General features: G+C 50.4%; 19 protein-coding genes and 2 tRNA genes. 8 read left to right on the top strand and 13 right to left on the bottom strand.

The genetic code is table 11. The features are described 5' to 3' along the window. Window positions 1–12 precede the first annotated feature (12 nt). Entirely contained in the window at window positions 13–471 is a 459-nt protein-coding gene (locus I2D94_RS07820; RefSeq protein ID WP_072683841.1) for a MarR family winged helix-turn-helix transcriptional regulator, read from the bottom strand. A gap of 319 nt (window positions 472–790) precedes the next feature. Between I2D94_RS07820 and I2D94_RS07815 the strand changes: the two genes are divergently transcribed. Together I2D94_RS07815 and I2D94_RS07810 are read left to right on the top strand one after the other, a co-directional pair. Further along, a tRNA-Leu gene (locus I2D94_RS07815) sits at window positions 791–875 on the top strand. Window positions 876–1136: 261 nt separating this feature from the next. Then, window positions 1137–2111: an alpha/beta hydrolase gene (locus I2D94_RS07810; RefSeq protein WP_195396210.1), complete on the top strand. Its 975-nt coding sequence runs from the start codon at window positions 1137–1139 to the stop codon at window positions 2109–2111. A gap of 293 nt (window positions 2112–2404) precedes the next feature. Here I2D94_RS07810 and I2D94_RS07805 read toward each other — a convergent pair whose 3' ends face one another. The 10 genes from I2D94_RS07805 to I2D94_RS07760 all read right to left on the bottom strand — a co-directional run bounded on the left by I2D94_RS07805 (window position 2405) and on the right by I2D94_RS07760 (window position 11366). Continuing rightward, a complete protein-coding gene (locus I2D94_RS07805) occupies window positions 2405–2851 on the bottom strand; it encodes a zinc ribbon domain-containing protein (protein ID WP_072683843.1) in 447 nt (148 codons plus the stop codon). A 36-nt stretch (window positions 2852–2887) separates the two neighbouring features. Further along, window positions 2888–4213 carry a replication-associated recombination protein A gene (locus I2D94_RS07800; protein WP_072683844.1) on the bottom strand — a complete coding sequence of 442 codons (1326 nt, stop codon included), beginning with the start codon at window positions 4211–4213 and terminating at the stop codon, window positions 2888–2890. An 80-nt stretch (window positions 4214–4293) separates the two neighbouring features. Next, a complete protein-coding gene (locus I2D94_RS07795; RefSeq protein ID WP_072683845.1) occupies window positions 4294–5325 on the bottom strand; it encodes a GGDEF domain-containing protein in 1032 nt (343 codons plus the stop codon). A gap of 48 nt (window positions 5326–5373) precedes the next feature. Then, window positions 5374–5925, bottom strand: a complete 552-nt coding sequence (locus tag I2D94_RS07790) for a DNA-3-methyladenine glycosylase I (protein ID WP_072683846.1) — start codon at window positions 5923–5925, stop codon at window positions 5374–5376. A 174-nt stretch (window positions 5926–6099) separates the two neighbouring features. Next, entirely contained in the window at window positions 6100–6744 is a 645-nt protein-coding gene (locus tag I2D94_RS07785) for a CBS and ACT domain-containing protein (protein WP_072683847.1), read from the bottom strand. A gap of 4 nt (window positions 6745–6748) precedes the next feature. After that, window positions 6749–7453, bottom strand: a complete 705-nt coding sequence (locus I2D94_RS07780; RefSeq protein WP_072683848.1) for an ABC transporter ATP-binding protein — start codon at window positions 7451–7453, stop codon at window positions 6749–6751. Window position 7454: 1 nt separating this feature from the next. Next, window positions 7455–8228, bottom strand: coding sequence for an ABC transporter ATP-binding protein (locus tag I2D94_RS07775; RefSeq protein ID WP_072683849.1), 774 nt, complete (start codon window positions 8226–8228; stop codon window positions 7455–7457). Continuing rightward, a complete protein-coding gene (locus I2D94_RS07770) occupies window positions 8225–9187 on the bottom strand; it encodes a branched-chain amino acid ABC transporter permease (RefSeq protein ID WP_072683850.1) in 963 nt (320 codons plus the stop codon). The genes I2D94_RS07775 and I2D94_RS07770 overlap by 4 nt, the downstream gene beginning before the upstream one ends. 4 nt (window positions 9188–9191) lie before the next feature. Continuing rightward, the gene (locus I2D94_RS07765; RefSeq protein ID WP_072683851.1) at window positions 9192–10070 is read right to left on the bottom strand and encodes a branched-chain amino acid ABC transporter permease; all 879 of its coding nucleotides are present in this window, start codon (window positions 10068–10070) and stop codon (window positions 9192–9194) included. 78 nt (window positions 10071–10148) lie between these two features. Beyond that, complete coding sequence (locus tag I2D94_RS07760) at window positions 10149–11366, bottom strand: ABC transporter substrate-binding protein (RefSeq protein ID WP_072683852.1); 1218 nt, start codon at window positions 11364–11366, stop codon at window positions 10149–10151. Window positions 11367–11583: 217 nt separating this feature from the next. Here I2D94_RS07760 and I2D94_RS07755 point away from each other — a divergent pair, with 217 nt between their 5' ends. The 5 genes from I2D94_RS07755 (at window position 11584) to I2D94_RS07735 (ending at window position 19509) form a co-directional block, all read left to right on the top strand. Continuing rightward, entirely contained in the window at window positions 11584–12333 is a 750-nt protein-coding gene (locus I2D94_RS07755) for a hypothetical protein (RefSeq protein ID WP_072683853.1), read from the top strand. 131 nt (window positions 12334–12464) lie between these two features. Then, a tRNA-Leu gene (locus tag I2D94_RS07750) sits at window positions 12465–12548 on the top strand. 1232 nt (window positions 12549–13780) lie between these two features. After that, window positions 13781–15151: an MATE family efflux transporter gene (locus tag I2D94_RS07745; protein ID WP_072683854.1), complete on the top strand. Its 1371-nt coding sequence runs from the start codon at window positions 13781–13783 to the stop codon at window positions 15149–15151. Window positions 15152–15418: 267 nt separating this feature from the next. Then, a complete protein-coding gene (locus I2D94_RS07740; RefSeq protein WP_072683855.1) occupies window positions 15419–16282 on the top strand; it encodes a DegV family protein in 864 nt (287 codons plus the stop codon). 467 nt (window positions 16283–16749) lie between these two features. Further along, window positions 16750–19509 (top strand): bifunctional diguanylate cyclase/phosphodiesterase, encoded by a 2760-nt coding sequence (locus I2D94_RS07735; protein ID WP_195396209.1) that lies wholly within the window; start codon window positions 16750–16752, stop codon window positions 19507–19509. Between the two features lie 270 nt (window positions 19510–19779). Here I2D94_RS07735 and I2D94_RS07730 read toward each other — a convergent pair whose 3' ends face one another. Next, window positions 19780–20127, bottom strand: a complete 348-nt coding sequence (locus I2D94_RS07730) for a DUF1622 domain-containing protein (protein ID WP_072683856.1) — start codon at window positions 20125–20127, stop codon at window positions 19780–19782. A gap of 564 nt (window positions 20128–20691) precedes the next feature. Here I2D94_RS07730 and I2D94_RS07725 point away from each other — a divergent pair. Then, window positions 20692–22539 carry a sensor domain-containing diguanylate cyclase gene (locus I2D94_RS07725; protein WP_195396208.1) on the top strand — a complete coding sequence of 616 codons (1848 nt, stop codon included), beginning with the start codon at window positions 20692–20694 and terminating at the stop codon, window positions 22537–22539. A gap of 101 nt (window positions 22540–22640) precedes the next feature. On the opposite strand, the gene I2D94_RS07720 is transcribed toward I2D94_RS07725, so the two are convergent. Continuing rightward, entirely contained in the window at window positions 22641–23141 is a 501-nt protein-coding gene (locus I2D94_RS07720; RefSeq protein WP_072683858.1) for an HIT family protein, read from the bottom strand. Window positions 23142–23248 lie beyond the last annotated feature (107 nt).

Raw genomic sequence — 23248 nt, 5'->3', positions numbered from 1 at the left:
AAAACTCCTTTCTTACTTTTCCTGCGAATCCCGGCTTGCCAGACTCTGACAATATTCAATCGTCCGTTCCAGCGTGCGGATTAAAGCCAGGCTGTCGGATTCGCCCAGATAGCGGAAATAGGCGGTCAGCTGATCACAGAATTCCTGTTCTCTTTTCTGCATCAGCTCGCGGCCTTTCTCCGTCACCCGAATGTAGACGCTGCGCCGGTCGTTGTCCAGGAGTACCCGCTCGACCCATCCCTGCTGCTCAAAGGAACGGATTCCCTGCGATACCGCTGCCGGACTGACGTGGAAATAGTCCTTGATCTGGCTCATTTTGATCATTCCTTCGGGGTTGAGATGAAGAATTCCGTGCAGAATCATCATATCCCGGGAATTCATCGTTTTCTTCTTGCGTCCGCGAGATTCGCTGCGCTGGCGCATGTCGTAAATCAGCCGCATCAGTTTTTGAGCAATTTCCTGTTCATCCATACCGGTCACCTCTTTTGTCTGGATAGTTAAGTTACTTAATATTTAACTATGTTAACCAATTATACTCTACTCTTTATAAAATGCAATATGGTTTGCAGAGTTTCCTACAAACTGCCTAAATTGTCTTTTTTGCTTGCGTGCCGGGATATCGTTATGAATGCTTCTTTATCCTGATTTTCGCTCTCAAACACCGGCGGTGAAGTCGAAAAGAGAAAAAATTCAGTTTAACCGGTTAGAAAAAATAAAAAAACTCTTGCACTGCGCAGCGTTTTAGTGTAATATATAAAAGCAGTCGGAAAAATGACTGTTTAACGATCATGCGGTAGTGGCGAAATCGGCAGACGCGCACGTTTCAGGGGCGTGTGGGTAAAACCATGTGGGTTCAAGTCCCACCTACCGCACCAGATAAAAACAAACAGCTGAACGCGAAAGCGGGCAGCTTTTTTTATGTCTGCCGCGGAATTAACCGCAGATTGTGCATTTGAAATCCCGTTGTCCACCACTCTTCTTCCCTCAGCCTTTCCTGTGGAATCCCGGACACTCTGGAAATTCCGCAATCGGGCAAGGATGTAAAATGATTTATTTTGACATACAAACTAAATTCTGCTATACTGTTTCCTCGTTCAGGTTCTCAACGAACCGACCTGAAAAGAGGATGAATCCGCATGAAGAAAAAAACGAAAATTTTCATATCGGTGCTCGTCGTCATGATTGCCGCCTTGACTGCAGGCAGCTTCTGGGCCGGCAATTATCTGGTCGATTACGCGCTCTACCGCGCCGATCAGGCACCGCAATCCGCCAATGACGGCAAAGCGCCGGTCAATGAAACCTATGGCAACGAGGAAGCGAACAAAGCCGAGGAACAGCGGCTGACCGACCTCTGGCTGAAAACCGTCTCCATGGAAAAGAAAGAAATCGTCAGTCAGGATGGGCTGACACTGCGCGCGCTGCAATACACCGCGGATCCTGCGTCGCATCGCTACGCTCTGGTCATCCACGGTTATACCTCGAATAAAGAAGCGATGCAGACGGAAGCCCGGCATTTTTCCCAGCTGGGCTACACGGTCATCACACCGGATAACCGCGCGCATGGCGAAAGCAACGGATCCTATATCGGGATGGGCTGGCTGGACCGCAAGGACCTTTTACTCTGGATCGATCAGGTTGTAAGCCAGGATCCGGATGCGGAAATCGTATTGTACGGCGTTTCGATGGGCGGGGCGGCCGTGATGATGACCGCAGGGGAAGCCTTGCCTTCCCAAGTCAAAGCGATCATTGAAGACTGCGGCTACACTTCGGTATATGATATGTTTAAAAATCAGCTGGATTACCGCTTCGGCTTGCCGGAATTTCCGTTTCTGGCAACCGCGGATATCATGACCGGGATTCGCGCCGGCTATCACTTCAAAGAAGCGTCAGCTGTAGAACAGCTGAAAAAGGCAGCAGTGCCGATGATGTTCATTCACGGAAGCAACGATACCTATGTGCCGACAGAGATGGTTTATCAGGTCTATGAAGCCTGCCCGACGGAGAAAGAGCTGCTGATCATTGAAGGCGCGGCCCACGCGGCCAGCGCGGATGTAGACCCGACATTGTATTGGGATTCAGTCACCACGTTTCTGAACCGGTTTTTAAGTTAATGATGATTCCATCTGTCTGAGCCGCAATGCAAACTGACTCAATAAAAACATGTCTGCTTCAGAATTCTGTTTGCTTTTCTGAAAAGACATGTTTTTTTGTTTGTTTTTTGTACTCTAATTGATCAGTTCAATCCAGATCTTCCCCATTAGACGCAATGACTTTTTTATACCAGTCTGATTGTTCTGCGCATTCCAAGATATAAATATTGAAAAAGGAACGCCGCAGTTTTTTTTGCGAATTGGATTGTATGGGAATGAAGAAATTTCCTTCTTCTCGCTGATGCTTGAGTCATCTAGTAAAATTGACGAAACTGGCTGGCCTGATCCGCCGCCTGCCGCAGTCCTTTGATCATCTCCTGCAGCGAGCGGTCGTCGACATGGAAATCAAAGCGCAGACGCACCCGCTCGCGCAGCGTTTCAAAGTCAGGCACTTCCCCCGATTGAAGCTGCACGCCCAGATATTCGATCACTTCGTTCATCTGCTTTTCACTTGGCATCCACTGCGCCTGCTTCAGGCAGAACTCTTTTTCATTCTCCGCGATCTCAAAGCCCGCCTTGCAGCGCGAGCACGCGATGCCCCAATGCTTGCCCCAGCGCACGACCGGCACGAAAAATACCGATACCTGCTGCGCCTGCTCAACTAAATAAAAATGGCTCAGTTTTCCGCAATGCGGACAAACCCGAACTCCCAGATAAGCTTTTTTGCGATGCCCCGAACCGGCGCCGATCATGATGAACATGGCGTCCCTCCTTATCAGTCCCCAAATCTTTTCATTTTATTGATGGCGATGCTGCTTCTGCCAGGCTTCGATCTGTTCCATCCGCTCCTGAATCCGACCTTCCCGGCCCTGCCGCGTCGGCACATAATACTTCCGGTTCAGCAAAGCGTCCGGCAGGCATTGCAGCGTCGTTAGTTTTTCCTCGGTATCGTGGGCGTATTGATACCCTTCGCCATAATGCAGCTCCTTCATCAAGGCGGTCGGCGCGTTGCGGATCGCTAACGGCACCGGCTCCGCGAGATGTTCCAGCGCATCCTTCTTCGCCGCTTCATATGCCATATACAAAGCGTTGGACTTCGGCGAGAGCGCCATATAAACGACGGCCTGCGTCAGATTGACGCTGCACTCCGGCATTCCGTTGAAATGACATGCCTGATAGGCCGCCACCGCGACCTCCATTGCCCGGCTGTCCGCCATGCCGATATCCTCGCTCGCAAACCGCACGACCCGCCGCGCGATATACAGCGGATCCTCGCCCGCTTCCAGCATCCGTGCCAGCCAGTACACCGATGCCTGGACGTCGCTGTTGCGCATCGACTTGTGCAGAGCGGAGATTAAATTGTAATGTTCCTCCCCTTTTTTATCATACAACAACGATTTGCGGTTGATGCACTGTTCCAGATGCTCTTTGGTCACGACGATATCCTCGCCGTTCTTATCGCCGTTGAGCACGACCATTTCCAAAGTGTTCAGTGCGGTGCGTGCGTCGCCGTTGGCAAAATTGGCGATCATCCACAACAGATCGTCGTTCAGATCCACATGATAATTGCCAAAGCCCCGCGGATCCTTCAGCGCCCGCGCCAACAGCTCCAATAAATCCTCCGTTGCCAGCGCCTGCAGCACAAACACCTTACACCGGGAAAGCAGAGCGGCGTTGATCTCAAACGACGGATTTTCCGTTGTCGCGCCGATCAGAATGATACTGCCCTTCTCTACAAAGGGAAGGAAAGCATCCTGCTGAGCCTTATTAAAGCGATGGATTTCATCGACGAACAGAATTGTCTTCTCGCCCATCTGGCGGTTCAGCTCCGCTTTATTCATGACTTCTTTGATTTCCTTAATCCCGCTGGTCACCGCACTGAAATCCACGAAATGCGACTGCGTGCGCTCAGCGATGATCCGGGCCAGCGTCGTTTTGCCCACGCCCGGCGGCCCCCAGAAAATCATCGAGGACACCTGATCCTGTTCGATCAGCTGCCGCAGGATCTTTCCCTCGCCTAAAAGATGTTTCTGACCTGCGACTTCCTCCAGCGTTTTCGGCCGCAGCCGGCTGGCCAGCGGACTGTTCAGATCGCGATCATCAAACAACGATTTCTGTTCCATGAACATCGCCTCCTGCGCTTATTATACAACATTTTCAATCGTTTCCACGCTTGAGTTTGAATTTTATTCAACTTTGCAAGTTAGAAGACAATCCGATCCTTTCCCTGACGTTTTCCCTGATACATCCGTTGATCTGCCAGCTCGACTACGGCTTCAAAGTCCGCGCCGATCCTTCCGTAAGTCAGACCAAAGGTCATGGTGACCCGGATCAGATGCCCGTCGTAAGAAAATGGATAACTGCGGATTTTCTCTGCCAGTGTTGCCAGTTTTCTCTCTGCCTCCGCCTGCGGCAGATCCGCCATCAGAATCAGAAACTCCTCGCCGCCCCAGCGGCAGACAAGCGCCGATTCCGTTTCCCGCATCAGCCGGGCAGTCGTTGCCAGCACATAATCGCCGCAGATATGGCCATAGGTATCGTTAACCTGTTTGAAATCATCCAGATCTCCCAATGCCACAGCCATCCATTTCCCCTGACTGGTTCTGAGCTGTTCCTGTAAGCCATACCGGGTCAGCGTCCCGGTCAGACGATCCATGAAGGCCGCTTCCTGCAGCTCTTTGTTCTTGCGCCGCAGCCGGCCCTGCGCCAGCGCCGATGATACGTTGAAGATCGAGGAAGACACAAGAATAATCGTAAAACACATGGCAGCGTTAAACAGGTAAATGCCGTTTACCAGACTGCCGGGAAGCGCTTGCGGCAGCCATATTTCCTGATCCGAGGTCAGCTTCAAAAACGCGAACACGCCGATTTCCAGCAGCGAAAAGAGAAACGGAACCGTGCTGTGGCGGTAAGGACAGATATAAATCAGCGAAGCCATCGCGATCAACAACAGCGGCAGGCCGGTTTCCCACCCCAGCGCGTGCGTTCCCACAACAACGAAAACGCAGACTTCCAGGTGAATCAGGGCTACCGCCAGACGATAGCGGCCATAGAATACCAGTACAAGCATCGTCAGATAAAACACTGTGCTGCCAACGTTGTAAAACACCATTTCCGTCATGGTCAGCCAACCGCCCAGCGCGATGTAGAGCACGTGCACAAGCATCCCCAAAAGGATAATCCGCTGATAAACGCGGCGAATCATGCCTTGATTTTCAACTTTATTTTTTGCCATCCCGCCTCCGCTCCTTTCCCCTTTGCCTCCAACCGCAGGCGTTTCCGCTCATTCAGCCCGGAAACAATCCGCTTCATGTCCGTCGATAAATCCGGCAGCCTCCAGAAAAGCCTGCACGGTCACCGACCCGAGAAACCGCATCCCCTGTTGTTTCATCTGCTTCGCCAACGCATCCGACCAGACGGTTGTCGCCGGATGCGGACAAGTCCGCAGCTGGATCGGTTCCGGCGGCAGAATCGTCTGGATGAAAGTGAGGAACGTTCCATATTCCTGCTGGATCGCCAGAAAGCAGCGGGCGTTGGTGATCGCTGCCTGAAACTTGCCGCGATGCCGGATCAGCCGCGCATTTTGCATCAGGGCATCCAGTCTGGCTGAATCATACGCCGCGATTAAAACCGGATCGAACTGATCCATCGCTGCGCGGAAAGCTTCGCGTTTATGCAGCACAATCTGCCAGGATAAACCGGAATGGAATGATTCCAGAATTAACAATTCAAACAATTCCCGCTCGCCGCGGACCGGCTTTCCCCATTCCTCATCATGATAGGTTTTCAACTGAGCGGAGCCGTTTTCCGCCCAGCCGCATCGTTTGTGTTCCATGGGCTTTCCTCACCCGGCAGCTGACGCCTGCCGTTTCTTCATCTTCTTTTATTATATCAGAAATGTTAATTCTGCCTTCTGACAATCGCTGATCTTACTTTCCTGATTCTTTTTTTTCTGAAATTTTGTTCGCCGCGCAAAAAAGGACAGCCGGTTGCGGACTGTCCAGAACTCTTACTTATCGCAGCGGGTCAGCACTGAGGTTACCTGATAGCCATGGTCGTTCAACAGCTTTTTCATCACCTCCGGCGCTACGCCGCGGGCACGGATGACGACGTCAGTCTGCGCGTCTTTGCGATAGACGGCCAGGTTGGTGATCTGCGCCATTTCATCAAAAAACAATCCGGTCAGATCGGCCAGCACGCCCGGCTTGTCTTCGACCGCGATCACATAGCGGCTGCCTTCCTCATAATACCCCAACAGGTCGATAAACGCCTCGAAAATATCGTTCTGTGTGATGATGCCGACGACTTTGCGGCCTTCGGTCACAACCAGACAGCCGATGTCGTGCTGCCGCATCAACACCGCGGCTTCTTCCAGCAGCGCGTCGGGATGAATCGTCACGACGTCTTTGATCATGACGGACTCAACGGTACTTTTTGCCAGAAGATAATTCAGCTCATAGACCGACAGGCTGGTCGCCTTGCTCGGGGTGTTCTCCGCGATGGTACCCTCGGTGACCAGACCGACTAACTCCTGGCCGGCGGCGACCGGAATGCGGTGAAAATCCCGCTCCGCCATCAGATCCAGCGCCGCGCTGATCGAGGTATCCTTACTGATGCAGTAGGGATTGGCTGTCATACGATCTTTCACCAACATAATGTTATCCTCCTAAATAGGCTTTCTTAATGTCTTCGCTGGCGGCTAATTCCGCGCCGGTGCCGCTCAGCACGACGCTGCCGGTTTCCAGTACATACGCCCGGTTGGCAATGCCCAGCGCCATCCTGGCGTTTTGTTCGACGAGCAGGACGGTCGTTCCCTGGGCGTTGATATCCTGAATGATTGAGAAAATTTCCTTGACCAGCAGCGGGGAGAGGCCCATGCTCGGCTCATCCAGAAGCAAAAGCTTCGGTCGGGCCATCAGCGCCCGGCCCATCGCCAGCATCTGCTGCTCGCCGCCCGACAGCGTGCCGGCCAGCTGCTTCATGCGCTCTGCCAGCCGCGGGAAGCGCTGGCATACACTTTCCAGATCACTTTGGATTCCGGCTTTATCCTTGCGCAGATACGCGCCCATCCAGAGGTTTTCCGCAACGCTCATATCGGGGAAAATCCTCCGCCCTTCCGGCACCTGCGTTATGCCTGCCTTGACGATATCGCGGGCATTCTTCTTTGTTATGGACTGGCCGAGAAATTCAATCTCGCCGCCGCTTTTTTTCAACAATCCGCTGATCGCGTGCAGCAGCGTCGTTTTGCCCGCGCCGTTCGCGCCGATTAAAGCCACGATTTCCTTTTCCTTCACTTCCAGGGAAACACCCTTCAAAGCTTGAATTACGCCGTAATGAACGCTTAAATCCGTAATTTTCAGCATCTTAATCCTCCCCCAGATACGCCTCGATGACGCGGCGGTTGTTTTTGATCGCATCCGGTGTCCCATCGGCGATGCACTTGCCGTAGTCCAGCACGTAGATCCGTTCGCAGATCTTCATGACCAGCGACATATCATGTTCGATCAGCACGACCGTTAAATTGAATTGTTCCTTGATCTGATGGATCAGCTCCGTCAGCTCGGTGGTTTCCTGCGGATTCATCCCGGCGGCGGGTTCGTCGAGGAACAGAATCTTCGGCTTCGCCGCCAGTGCCCGGGCAATCTCCAGCTTGCGCTGCTGCCCATACGGCAGATTCTTCGCCAGCGTCGTCTGTTTTTCCGCCAAGCCGACAACTTCCAGCAGTTTCACCGCTTCCTCCAGCACGCGCTGTTCCTCGCGGTAATAGGAAGGCAAACGCAGAATTGCCGCCAAGGTGGAATACTTCACCGACTTGTTCATCGCCAGCTTTACGTTGTCCAGCACGGTCATGTTTTTAAACAGCCGGATATTCTGAAACGTCCGCGCCAGCCCCAGGCCGGTGATCACATACGGCTTTAAGCCGCCGATGCTTTTCATCGTCCCCTCAACATTCAGTTCGATTTTGCCCTCGCTGGGATCATAGACCCCGGTCAGCAGGTTGAACAGCGTCGTTTTGCCCGCGCCGTTAGGTCCGATCAGTCCGATCAGCTCGCGTTCCTCAATTTCCAGATTAACGTTGGACACCGCGGCCAGACCGCCGAAGTTTTTCGTCAGGCCGCTGACTTTTAAGACCGTCATCCGCGTGCCTCCTTTCGTTTCCCAAACCGCTCAAACAGACTGGAGAACGTGAATTCCTTCGTGCCTAACAGACCGCTTGGACGGAAGATCATGATGCCGACCAGCATTAAGCCATACAGGATCATCCGGATATCGGAGAACTGCTGCAGGACCGTATTGAGTACGCCGATCACACCGGCCGCGATAAACGAGCCGGTAAAGCTGCCCATGCCGCCGAAGACGACGAGCACAAGAATATCAATCGACTTGTTAAAGGTGAACATCTCCGGTTTGATGACGTAGAACGCCCCGGCATACAGCGCACCGGCCACACTGGCGATCATCGCGCCCAAGACAAACGCCATGATTTTATACTTCGTCGTATTGATGCCCATCGCTTCCGCCGCAATTTCATCCTCGCGCACGGAGATGCACGCGCGGCCCTGGGCAGACCGGCAGAAGTTCAGGATGATGATCGTGCAGATCACCACTGCCGCAAAGATCACCTGCCAGCCGATCAGTTTCGGCAGGATCAACCCTGCCGCGCCGTTGGTAATCTTCATATTCAAGATAAGGATGCGGATGATTTCGCCAAAGCCCAGTGTGGCAATCGCCAGATAATCCCCGCGCAGGCGCAGCGTCGGAATCGCAACGACTAACGCCACCGCGCCGCTGATCACAATGCCGATTCCCATGCCGAGCAGAATCCCGCCCAGACTGGCGGAGAACTGCTTGACCGCAACCCCGGCACAATACGCGCCGATGATCATAAACCCGGCATGACCAAGCGAGAACTGACCAGTCACGCCGATGATCAGGTTCAGGCTGATCGCCAGAATGATATTGATGCCGATCGTCATCAGTACGGTCAGGTAAACGTTGTTGATCACCCCGGCGCTGATTAACAATGAGATTAAGCCGTAGCTGCCCGCAATCAAAACGAGCCAGCAGGCATTCTTTTTATTCAACAGGTTCTTCATGCGCTTACACCTTTTCCTTTATATTTTTACCGAGCAGTCCGGCCGGTTTGACGACCAGAATGATGATCAGGATGATGTAAACGACGGCATCCTTATATAAAGAACTGCCGTAGCCGCTGACCAGCGTCTCGACAATGCCGATGAAGAAGCCGCCGAACATCGCCCCGGGAATAATGCCGATCCCGCCGAAAACCGCGGCGATAAACGCCTTGACGCCCGGAAGCATACCCATCAGCGGATTGATGGAATTATAATACAGACCAACCAGCACGCCGGCCGCCCCGGCTAATGCCGAACCGATCGCAAACGTATAGGAAATCGTCATGTCGACGTTGACGCCCATCAGCCGCGCCGCGTCCGCGTCCACCGACACCGCCCGCATCGCCCGGCCGACCTTCGTCTTGCGCACGATGAATTGAAGCAGAAGCATCAAACCGATCGTCGTCGCGAAGATCGCGATCTGCTGGGTTGTGATCATCACATCGCCGATCATGATCTTCTGATTGGCCAGCACCTGCGGGAAGGTTTTAACGCCGGTGCCCATGACCTTCTGCGTGCTCGCCTCGAGAAAATAGCTGACGCCGATCGCCGTGATCAGCGCTGTAATCCGCGTCGCGTTGCGCAGCGGCTTATACGCGATCCGTTCGATGACGACGCCGATTAAAGCGCAGACCGCCATCGCGGCCACCAGCGCCGGAAAAAAGCTCATGCCTAACTGCGCCGTGCAGATAAATCCGATATACGCCCCCAGCATATAAATATCCCCATGGGCAAAGTTGATCAATTTAATGATGCCGTACACCATCGTATACCCCAACGCGATCAGGGCGTAGATGCTGCCCAGCGACAGCCCGTTGATCAGCTGCTGCAAAAACTGGGTCATAGTCCTCTCCTCCTTTTCTCAATGGGAAAAAATAGGAGAACTGCTTCCCCTATTTCTATCCGTTGTTTGCTTTGCCCGTTAATCCAACTTTGGCGTGACCGCGACCGCGTCCGTCTGAACGCCGTCGACCAGATTGACGACCAGCACCGGTTTGATCGGCGTGTGCGTCGGATCAAAGGTAAACGAACCCGTAACGCCGTCAAAGCTGATCTTTGCCAGCGCCGCCTGCACCGCCGCGCCGTCCGTGGATCCGGCTTCTTCCATGGCCTGAATCAGAACGTTCGTCGCATCATAGGCCAACGCTGCGAACATATTCGGCTCTTCATTATATTCCGCTTTGTACGCGTCGATAAATGCCTGCAGCTTGTCCGAAGCGCCAACCGTCGTGTAAGCGGTCGTGAAATAAACATCGTTCAGGTTCGTTGCGCCGCCCAGTTCCACCAGCGTCGTGGAATCGAAACCGTCAGAGCCGACCACCGTCTGGTTCAGCCCCATTTCCCGCGCCTGCTTGATGATCAGGCCCGCTTCGTTGTAATAGCCCGGGATATACAGGACGTCGAAGTCCATTCCCTTGATCTTGGTCAGGACGGAGGAGAAATCCGTATCCTTGCTGACATAGTTTTCCTTGCCGACGATCGTTCCGCCCAGCTTGGTAAACTGCTTTTCAAAGGCTTCCGTCAATCCCTTGGCATAATCGGTTGTGGAATCACCGTAAATGACGGCTTTGGTCTTGCCCAGCGTATCATAAGCATACTGCGCCATCGCCGCGCCCTGATAGGAATCTTCAAAGCAGACACGGTAAACATAATCGTACGGCGCGCTGGACGCATCGTCCGGGTTGGTCAACGTGACGTTATTCTGCGTCGCAGAGGGGGAAAGCACCGGAATCTTCGCATCGTTTAAGATCTGGTAGGAAGCCGCGCTGGCACCTGAGGTTGCCGGACCAACAACACCCGCCACGCCGTCGTTAACCAGCTGCGCCGCTAAGGTTACCGCTTCTGTTGGATCCGATTTATCATCATATTTGACATAGCCATATTTTTCACTCCCGGCTGCCGCGTTGGCCTGCTTAATCGCCAACAATGAGCCGTTGAGCTCCGCTTTGCCATAATCCGCCACTTCGCCGGTCAGTTCATAGTGCAGACCAATCTTCACAGCCCCCGCTGTATCTGTACTACCCGCTTCCGGTGTTGTTGTACCGCTGTTTCCGGATCCGGAATTTCCGCATCCGCTCATGGAAGCCGCCATCATCAAGGCAACGGCGCCCATGAATACTTTCTTCATCGTATTCATCATTTCATCTCCCGTTTCTTTCTAAAACCGCCTGGTAAAAGGTTATAGTGGTTTTATTATAGCGCCGGCCCGGTCTGATTACAACCTCTTTTTTCATTTTTACAATTTGTTTTCATGAAAGTATTTTCAGTTTTGTTAAGAATTTGAATCTTTTTTCTTTTTCTACTTCCGACTTCCTCCTTATCGCTTATAATGAAGGAAAGGGAAGGAGTGAGTTTCGATGATTCCGGATGTACAATTAATAAGGAAAGAATTAATCCTGCGGAAAGAATCCGAGGCGTTACAAAAAGAAGTTGAAACTTTACGGACCGAACTGTTGGCCGCTGAATATGAGGCAGATCATGCTTCCAGCTGGTTTACGGCGAAAAAGAAACAAGCTTTGATCCAGAAACGGGATATCGTACAAAATCAGTTAACACTTAAAGAAGAAAAGCTATTGCACTTTTCCACCGCTTCGCTGCGCTGCCTTGCCGACCAATGTCAACTATTGAACGATAAACATCATTCCACGACTTCTAAGAGATTGGTGGAAATTCTCAATTTCGCTGTCAGAACTGAGCTTTATCTCACAGCGTTAACTGAACTGGACAATGCTTTGAACGAATGTTTTGTGGAACAGATCAATGTCCGCGATCAGGCTGCCATCACGAATAAAACGATTAATCTGTCGCCAGTGCTGCCGCTTCTGCCGGGTTTTCTCGATCATGACGCGCGCTACCGGAATCAACTGCACGAGTTCAATCAGAAATCATTACTGTCTCAGCCTCTGCGTCTGCGCCGCCTGGATTTTACGCGGCTGTCAGCAATGGATAAACAGAGCGAGCTGCGTTTTTTCGGCAAACAGTGCCAGCCTTTAAAAGCAGACCTGCAAACCATTCTGCGAAAGCTGGAAGACCAGGCGATTTGTTTCACTTCCGAACTAGCAAAAAACTTGGAGTCCTGTTCAAAATGCGCTGGATCCCAGAATTAAATTTCAGCATACGCCGCCGGGATTAAGGTTATCCGGGCCTGTCCTTCGCCGCTTTTCTCATTTTTTCAATACGATTTGAGCTATCCAGATTCTTGTCAAAAATCAGAAGTCTTGGTATAATATCCGGGTATGCGCGTGTGGCGAAATTGGTAGACGCACCAGACTTAGGATCTGGCGGTTCATCCATGGGGGTTCGAGTCCCTTCACGCGCACCAGATATGAAAAAAGGGCTGTAACGTCAAGAAAAATTCTGAAAGTTACAGCCTTTTGATTTGCAAAGAGGCTTTTTCCGCATCAACTAAAGATAATAATCAAGTTGCCATTCATAAATCCATTTGTTTCTATTTTATTTTTTAACTAAAGAATCAATAACCAGTTTATTTAAAAAGAATTATTTTTTGACTTATTTGTTAAAGAGGAACAATAAAAATTTTGCTCACCTTAAACTTGAAGTTCCATTCTATCAATGTCCTATATTCAAGACCTTTTCTAAAACTCATTTCCAGTTTCAAATATCATTAAAGATGCAAGAGTCCGCCTGATTTTCCTGATTTCTCCCTATCCTTATTTAAGTACTTTTGACTTTTATCACCTATTGCTCTGCTGAAGAAACTTTACAACATAATATCAAGATAATACAATTACAAAAAGGGAGTTGGAAGAATTTCTATGGCCAGGCGAAAAAATATCACCAAAAAACAAAATTATTTTTTCTTTTTGTTTTATTTAGTTTTCTAATTTATTATCTTACTTCATCACCTGTAGATGTAGCAAAGCATATTGAAATTCGAGTATATGACGAAGGAATCACTGCAATATTTGATTATAGACTGCCTATTACTTATAAAAATTTTAGTTATAACGATACAAATTTTAATTATGACGGCAGTACCATCTATGTAATTAGATTAGAAAATGCAAAACAAAACTTTGATATCAACAAATTTAATATCTCCTATTCTGAAAATTTTTATTCATTGAAGCGCCATCAACGTTTCTACAATTCTAAATCATATAAAATTAATTATCAAGATCAATCATTTAAGGACTATCTCCATTACACAGGAATTAGAGTGCCTTATGATAATATGAATAGAGCTAATCCCTAATTAATAACTTATGCGAAACACAAAATTCAATTTTAGATCAGCAGCGGAAGCAGCGGATTTTTCATAATTTGAATACCGGTTTTCTCATCTGACAATCAGGACAAAAGAAACTGACTGCGCAGCGTTTTGCACCCGCCTTTTTATTGCTGAAGATCAGCGAAGAATTCGAAAATTTATTTCTTTCCGAACTTCTTTGCAGGATCTCCTGTACATTGACGATCTCCCTGTCCCATCCTGTTTGTCGGAATTTCCCAGGAAATAAATTTGATCGTTTCCAGCTTGAAATTCCTACCCGGGAGCGTATAATACTTAAATGACTTAAGGGGGAACTTTTTACTGTGAAAAAATCTTACGCCGTGGATATGGTCAACGGTCCGCTGTTGAGCCGCATCCTCATCTACGCCTTTCCTTTGATTTTGTCCGGCGTCCTGCAGCTGTTATTTAATGCCGCGGATATCGTTGTCGTCGGAAAATTCACCGGCAGCCACGCTCTGGCCGCCGTCGGCTCCACCAGCGCTTTGATCAATCTGTTAGTCAATTTATTCATCGGGATATCCATCGGCACCAACGTCATGGTCGCCCGCTATTGCGGAGCACGGGACTGGCAAAACTGCGAGGACACCGTGCATACCTCAATCGCCATTTCCATCATCGGCGGCATTCTGATGATCTTTGTCGGCGTTTTGTTCGCTCGGCCGTTATTGGAATTAATGGGTACGCCAGCCGACGTCATCACGCACTCCGTGCTGTATATGCGGATCTATTTTCTCGGCATGCCGGCATTTATGATCTATAACTTCGGCGCGGCGATTCTGCGTGCAATCGGCGATACCAAACGGCCGCTGTACTTCCTGACGATTGCCGGCGTTGTCAACGTCATCTTTAATTTGTTTTTTGTCGTTGTCTTCAACATGGGCGTCGCCGGGGTCGCGATTGCGACGGTAATCTCGCAGGCGATCTCTGCGGTTTTAATCCTGATGTGTCTGTTGAAAATGGACGGCATGTGTCAGCTGCATAAAGAAAAGATCAAGCTGCACGGCGCGAAAGTGAAGGAAATGCTGCGGATCGGCATTCCGGCCGGTTTGCAGGGAATTGTATTCAGCATTTCCAACGTGCTGATCCAGTCGTCGGTCAACTCCTTCGGCTCCATCGTCATGGCCGGCAACACCGCCGCCAGCAATATCGAGGGCTTCGTCTATACCGCAATGAACGCGATCTATCAGACCTCGTTAAGCTTCACCAGTCAGAATCTGGGCGCCGGCAATACCGCGCGGATTAAGAAAATTCTGTGGTGCTGCCTGGGCATTGTCACGGTGATCGGGCTTGTGCTGGGCCAGGGGGCATACCTGCTTGGCCGGCCGCTGCTTTCGATTTACTCCTCCGATCCGGCCGTCGTCGATTTCGGTCTGGTCCGGCTTTCGATCGTCAGCGCTTCCTATTTCCTGTGCGGTTTGATGGACGTCTGCTGCGGAAGCATTCGCGGTTTAGGCTATTCGATCATGCCGATGCTTGTGTCGCTGACCGGAGCGTGCGCCTTCCGCGTGCTGTGGATTTTTACGATTTTCCAGGTTGAACATACGCTGTTCAGTCTGTATATCTCCTATCCGATTTCGTGGATTCTGACGTTTGCGGTGCATATTCTCTGCTTCGTTTACGCTTACCGCAAATTGATGAAATCGAAGCTGGATCTTCAATCCGCCGAAGCCTGAGGCATGCCCCTGAGCTGATGATTGAACCCGCTTTCGATCCGGCGCTTCCAAAAATTTTCATGATTTGATCACGATCTTAGACTACACAATTTTCAAAATGTGTGGTCTTTTCTTTTCCGGCGAATCATCTTTTTATTTTTTTCCAAAAGAAGACTTTACTTGACACGAGGTTCACGGTAAAGTAGTAGCGTCTGGTTTTTCTTAATGAGATGTACTGACATCATAAACTAGAAGAATCAGAGTTAAAAATAAGTGGGGGACTTGGTTATGAAAACAATCATTACAACTGAAAGCTGTTCCGACATCCCGGCTTCCATGCTGGAAAAATTAAATGTTCCCATGGTGCCTTTCAGCGTCAACTTCCCGGACCGGACAGTCCTTGACGGCGAACTTCCAATTCAGGAAATTTACGACTTTTACGAATCCACACGGCAGATCCCGAAAACATGCGCGGTCAGTCCGTATCAATACAGTGAGTTCTTCAATCGACTGCTGGAAGATCCGGAAGTGGAAATCGTCCACATCGGGTATTCCTCGGCATGCTCGTGTTCTTTCCAGAACGCCCTGATCAGCCTGCAGGACTGCGACGAATCGCGCATTCATTTAGTCGACTGCCTGAACGTTTCCGGCGGGTTCGGCTTGTTGACGCTCAAAGCAGTGGAGCTGCATACGCGCAATCCGCAATGGAGCGCCGCGGAGCTGGCGGAGGAAGTTCGCAAATGGGTGCCGCGGATCAAGACATTGTTCATTCCGGAAAAGCTCGATTTCCTGGCGGCCGGCGGCCGCGTCAGCAACGCTGCAGCGCTGGGTGCTTCCCTGCTGCGGATTAAGCCGCGCATCGACATCCTCAAGGGCGAGCTGATCAACACGAAGAAGTATTACGGTACGATGAAAAAAGCGGCGTCCCAGATGGTGGAGGATTTCCTCAGCGAAGAACCGCTGGACCGCACGATGGCGCTGATCATCTATGCCAAAGGCGCCGACCCGGATTTGTTGGAACGGCTGCGTCAGCGCGTGCTGAACGACGGTTTCCAGGAAGTGCTGGTGTTTGAGCTGGGCGCGGTGATGACCGTGCACGGCGGCAAGGGTGCGATGGGCATTACCGGATTCCGCAGCGAAGCGGCAAACTAAAGATCGCCCTGCATTCGCAGAGAATGGCAGACGAAGGGGCAGATGTACCGATGGTTCCAATCCTTGCGGACAGTTTATTTTCCGATATGCCTGGATCTGCCTCTTACAATATAAACAACACGATTCTTATCCGGCGGACAAAGCTTCCAAAGCAATCGCCTTTACGACCGAACGTCAACGTTCGGTTTTTTTGACAACGTCCGCTGAACCCTTCCTTTCGTCTTCCGGTTGTTTCCTTTTTGACCTGTATTTTACTTTATACCCTGAAATTATCGAATTTAATTAAAATTATTGATCATTTTCCGATCAATTTTCATTCTACGGATTTCCACGATCCGTTTACCGGAATTAAGCTTTTATTCCTTATAAATTGCAGTATAATAAAAGTAACATCCTTTGTGTCCGGTAAGACTGAATCGGGCAAACGCCGCGCAGGCACCCGATTGATGGAAGAAAGCGGTATTGTTATGAAAAACAATAAGATTTCGTATTCCACCCGTTTTTTGCTCATTCCTTTAATCCTCTCTTTAATCCTGACCGGGATTCTTTCGTTGTTCACGATCCGCAATCTTCAAGGCAACGCCCGTGTCATTAACTATACCGGCATTGTGCGCGGCGCAACGCAGCGGCTGGTCAAACAGGAACTGAATCACCAGGCGGACGACGCGATGATTGAGAAAATCGACGGGCTGCTGAACGAACTGGAAACCGGCGAAGGTCCCGACGCTTTAATCCGTCTGGATGACAAAGCGTTCCAGGCTCAGATCAAACAGATGCGCAACGCCTGGGCGCAGATGAAAACCGCCATTTATGATTTCCGCAAAGGAGGTTCCGCCAGCGAACTTTATGCTCTGAGCGAAACCTATTTCGATCTGGCCAACGACGCTGTCAGCTATGCTGAAGCTTATACCGAGGCCAGCGTTTACAACGCCCAGATTTCTCTGCTTTTAGTCAATGTTTTTTTCCTGCTGATCACGCTTGTCTTGTTATATTTCAGTCATCTTCAGCACAAGCGGCAGAAACGTCTGGAACTGGAGGAACTGGAAACTCGCCGCAAACAGGAGGAACTGGATCAGCTCAACCGGGAGCTGCAGGCTCCGATGAATGAAATCAGCGAGCTTATTTACATTTCCGATCCTGAAACCTATGAATTGTTATTTATCAATGAAAGCGGCCGCAAAGCCTTCAACATTGATTCGATCGAAGGAAAAAAATGTTACAAGGTCTTGCAGGGATTAGATCAGCCCTGCTCCTTCTGCACCAACGCCGTCCTGAAAGAGAACGAAACATACAGCTGGGAAATCAATAATGCCCTGACCCATTGTCACTATCTGCTTAAAGACCGGCTCATCACCTGGAACGGCCGGCGGGCACGGCTGGAAATCGCGTTTGACACGACCAAAAGCGAAGAAGAAAAACAACGCTTAAAAACGATGCTTGATAATGAAAAACTGATCGTGGACTGCGTTCGCGAGCTTTACGAGGATGAAATGCTCGAATCGGCGATTCCGGAAATGCTGCGCCGGCTGGGTGAATTCATGGAAGCGGAACGAATTACACTGTTCTCCCTCAGTCCGGTCCGGCTGACGATTACCTCGCGCTGGTCCGCTGAGGGCGCTTCTGAAATTGAAATGCTTTCCGACCTGAAAGTCCGGCCGTTTTACAACCGCTGGCTGAAACGGCTGCGCGAGGATGAATCGTATGTCGTCGAAGATGTGGAGCAATTAAAAACACCGTTCCCAGAAGAATACAAGCTGCTTCACGCTTACGGCGTCCAGCAGCTGATCATTCTCTCCCTTGAGGTGCGCGGCGAAGTCGTCGACTGCATCTGCATCGACAATCCGGCTTCGGGCAAGCTGCAGAACTCGATCATCGTCTTGCAGACGCTGCGTTACTTCCTGCTTCTGGCCCGTCATCGCGCCATTGATAAAGCCAAGCTGGCGCAGCTCAGCTACACGGACAGCCTGACCGGCCTGTTCAACCGCAACCGTTATATTCAGGACCTGGATAAAAAGATTTCAGCTCCGCAGCCGGTCGGCGTTCTGTTTGTCGATCTGAACGGATTAAAAGAAATCAACGATCAGTTCGGGCATGACCGCGGCGATGAAGCGCTGCGGACCTGTTCCGATCACCTGCGGGCCTGCTTCGCTCCGGATTCCTGCTACCGCATCGGCGGTGATGAATTCGTCGTTCTGACGCACGATTTATCCGAAGAAGAATTCTTCGATCAGGTGCATCATCTGCGGCTGCGGCTGCAGGACAATACCAGGCTGCACTTGGCCGTCGGTACCCATTGGGCGCTCAGCGGTTCTCAGCTTCCTTCCGCCATCAAAGCCGCGGATGAAAAGATGTATAAAGATAAAAAGGCTTATTATTACCATGCCTCGCAAACAGGACGCTACCGTCACCATACGGATGAAGTTCTGCCGTTAGCCAATTTGAATATCTTGCGTCAAAAGATCAATGAAAGTCGCTTTCTCGTATACTTCCAGCCAAAAATTGCGATTGACTCCGGGCTTTTGGTCGGCGCTGAAGCGTTGGTCAGATATCAGCTGGACGATAATTTAATCCTGGCTCCCAACGCCTTCATTCCGCTGCTGGAAGAAACGCAGACAATCAGTCAGATCGACTTCTTCGTCTTTGAGTTTGTGTGTCTGCGGCTGCAAAAATGGATTCATGAAGGTCGGGCAATATCGCCGGTTTCCGTTAACTTCTCACGCTACACCGTTCTGGAAGAGACGTTTTGCCAACGTCTGGCCGAGCTCAGCGATCACTATCAAATTGAACGGAATCTGTTGGAAATTGAAATCACTGAAAACGCGCTGGATGTTCGCGAAGAAGATCTGCGCAGGATCATTGATACTGTGCGGCGCTTTGGATTCAGTGTGTCGATCGACGATTTCGGCGTTGAATTCTCCAATCTCTCGCTGTTTTCCGGGGCAGACTTCGACATTCTCAAGCTGGATCGCAGCTTGATTCAGGACATCGCCGTCAACGAAAAAGCGCGGGCACTCATCCAGGCGATGAGCGACGTCTGCCTGAAAATGAATATCAAGCTGGTAGCGGAAGGCGTAGAAACGGAAGAACAACTGAACATCTTGAATCAGTGTCATGTCAATATTGCGCAGGGCTTCCTGTTCTCCAAACCGATTCCCGTCGCCGATTATGAAACGAAATATTTGCCGCTTCCCGATGCAGATCTCAACGGCGGACAGGACAAATGTTAATTTTTTTAAACACGCTCCCTCGGAATGAACAGCCAGGCTATGGGCTTCGCCCACGCTGTTTTCAAGGGAGCTTTTTCATCCGTCAACGATACGCAAAAACGCAGCGTTTCCGCTGCGTCGGACTTGCTTTTTCAGCTGTTCTGCGGGATCTGACGTCTTTGCTTTCCGGTGGTTTCCGCAGCGCGATTTCAGCGCCGGAGTTCGTTCATAATTTGAACTTATCGGAAATAAATTCGCCGTTCATCCCCGGATGCAGGTACTCGTAGTGAATCAGTCGATCTTCTTTTCGATCATTTCCAATTCCCGTTCGTGCTGTTCCTGTTTCATTTCCCAATGGATCAGGATGGACAACGCGACGCGCATCACAATGACGCCGCCGACCATCATCAGCTCGCTGACTTCTTCCAGAGCGATGGTCTTGAGAATCTCCGCGCCTAACAGAAAGGAAAGACCGGTTGAAAATCCCTTCAACAGATCCAACGCAACGTTGTCGTCTTTTTTGAACAGAGAAATTGCACCCTTGCATCCAGCGTAGATGATCATGACTAACGCCAGCAGTTCAAAAAATAAGACCGCGACTTCGCCGCCTTTTAAAATAAATTCTTTTAATTGCAACATCTTCCTCAACTCCATCTTTTAGTTTACCATGACCAGCTTCGGATTCCAAGCGAAAGCGCTTAGATTCGAACATTATTTTACGCAGGTAAAGTGAAGAAATGGATGATTCAGTCCTTATTGGTCGAAAACCCAACAAGGAAAAGGCTGTGCGCCAAGGGAATAGATTGAGGTAAACTCGCTTTAAAGCTTAGTTCTGCACACAATTCCAGATTAAAAAGAATGCACGGCTCATGCAAAGCTTCCATTCAAAAAAACTGAGGCTTTTTTCTTTGCAAATAAAATAACTTTTGATCATTTTCTTAAGAAATAATTTCCCCTTTTGCGCCATGGTAACGCGGGTCAGGCTTTGAGAACTGCGGATGTCCCTGCGAAGAGAAGCAAACCTTCATTGCAGCTCCAGTTCAAATAGATATCCGGTCAACAGGGACAAGATTGTACGTTATTTACAGAATTTATGTTGTATTTTTTCAATGAGTTGAATATAATTTTCATAGTTAAGCCGGAGAACTTCTTTTCCCCTCACAAATCCAATCTATTTCAATCATAAGAACGGATGTGAACAATATGCAGAGAAAAAGCTGGAAGAACAGCTCGCTGCTGCTTCTTGGAACCGCAGTATTCGCAGGTCTTGTTTTCATACTATTCAGCACTTATCAAAGCTGGCTGAACGTCAAGTTTGAGCAGCAGATCATGGAAAACTACACCGCCTACATTGAGAGCGAAGGCGCGCAGTTTTCAGGAGCGCTCAGCGATATCGAGGGAACGCTTCAAACGCTGGCCGCATTGCTTTCCCAACAGCCGCAAACTCCGGATCAGGCGGAACTTGAGCCGGCGCTGAGGTTGTTGTCCGCGCAAAATGCTCATTTTAATGTTCAGATGCGAACACCTTCAGAAATGTCGTTAACTCCAATCCAAAGGAAACTGCTGGAACACAACGAGACAGTTGTCACTTCAATGGAAACGTCCAATTCCGGAGGTTCCTTTCTGCGCGTTCTGATCCCCATACTTCATCATTCGCAAATCGACGGCATCCTTGAGGCCTCGGTCGATGTGACTCAGCTGCTTCAGAAAAGTCAGTCGCAGCGGATTCAGACGCCGTTAAACAGCTGGATCGTGGAATCCGACGGTTCCAGCGTCTATACCAGAAACGCAAACGAGAGCGCTTATGTCAATCTCTACGCGCTGATCGAAGGCAATCCCAATTCGGAAACCACGCGGCAGCAGGTCCGCGCCTGCCTGCAGGCAGGCAATTCCGGTACGTTCCGGGTTCAAACACGGCAGGAAGGGACGCTGTACGTATCGCTGACCCCGCTGAAGACCGGCGGCTGGACGCTGGTAAATTTCACCCAGGCTAATGAAGCCTCTGAGAACTCGCAGATGATTCTGCTTTTCACAATGCGGATCGGGTTATTCCTGATTCTGACAACCGCCGCCATGGCTTATCTGGTTTACGTGCTCCTCGCACGCCAGCGCCGTCAGATCAATCTCGAACAACGCCGCTACACCTTCCTCTCACGGTTTTCCGACACGTTGATTTTTGAGTATGACGTCTTGGAGGATATGCTGGAACTGACCGGCAACGCTCAGAAAATTCTGCCGGTCAAAGAACTCTCGGCCAGACATGTGAAAAAGAACCATGCGTTGACGCCGTTTATTCATGCCGAAGATTTTTACAAGATTGAGGAAGCCTTCAAGACTGTCCACCGCTTTCAGGAATTCGGTTCCGTTGAGCTGCGGATCAAAACCCGCGACGGCAGCTATCATTGGTTCAACTGTCAATTTCAGGCCGTTTATGAACGTTATCACCGCGATCCGGTGATGATCATCGGCAAGCTGACTGATATTCAGGAACAGAAGCATATTGAGCGTCAGCTGATCGAGGAATCAAGCTGCGATGGCCTGACCTCCGTTTTAAACAAGAAAGCCGTTGAACGCCGGATTCGTGAAGAACTGAGCGAGAAGACGGAAGGTTGTCTGCTCATGATCGATCTCGACGATTTTAAAATCATCAACGACGAACTGGGACATGTTGCCGGGGATCAGGTATTGGCAGCCATCGGCGTTTTATTAAAAACCTGCTTCCGCCAGAATGATTTGATCGGCAGGATCGGCGGCGATGAATTCGTCGTCTTCCTTCATTCCATTAATCCGACGGTGATCCATCAAAAAGTAAAACAAATCAACAAGACCTTGCCCAAGCTGCTGCATCGGGAACAGATTCCGGCCGTGGTTACGCTGAGTATCGGCGCGGCCATCAGCCGTCCGGGCGATACCTATCGGCAACTGTTCAGCCGGGCTGATCAGGCGATGTACTGCGCCAAGCAGCGGGGGAAGAATCAATTTCATCTGGAAGTTTCGTCCGCCGAAAGTGCTCGGGAAAAAGAGCCGGCGGAAATAAAAACTACCCGATAAAAACAGCCGCGGCTGCTTTTATCGGGTCTTTTATAAAGCTTCAATTTTGCATGGCTGAAAATACATACTCCGCAATGATCCGCTTTATCGGATGGCGGCTGTTATACAGTCATGCCCAGACGTTCGATTTCCCGGCGCAATTCCTGAATCCAGCGCTGGCGCTGCTGGGAAGAAATTTGTGCCTGCGGGCCATGCAGAACCGCTTTTGGCGTCAGCCAGATCGGTCCGGGCTGCGGCGTATCGCCGGTGCGGCGAGGGAACAGATGCCAGTGCATGTGGACGCTTTTGCCGATACCCAACAACTCGTAATTCATTTTCTCCGCATGAAAAACCGTCGCCACCGCCTGCGCTGTCAACGCCATTTCATTAAGAAACTGAGTCCTAAAACCCGGCTCGAGATCAAACAGTTCCACAGCGTGGATTTTGCACAAAAATAAGGTATAGCCCCGAATGTATTGATCGTCGCCCAACACGACATAGCCGGTCGGCAGCTCCGCGACCAGATTGGGATTCTCTCCCCGGGCGCTCAAACGCAGACGGGCGCAGACATCGCACTCCTCGTCGTTCAGCCAGGTTGTGGAAAATGCTTGTTTTAATTCCATCTTCTAAGTTTCGCTCCTTTGCCATAAACTGTCCTGGAAAGCAGATATTAAAAAATCCGCAGCGGCGACCTGCACGCCTGTTCCGGCAGTCTGTTCCTTTCCGCAGG

This window comes from Holdemania sp. 1001302B_160321_E10, from assembly GCF_015552275.1.
In the GTDB taxonomy this organism is placed as follows: domain Bacteria; phylum Bacillota_I; class Bacilli_A; order Erysipelotrichales; family Erysipelotrichaceae; genus Holdemania.
Note: the sequence above shows the minus strand (reverse complement) of the source record. Positions and strands in the feature narration are given on the sequence as shown.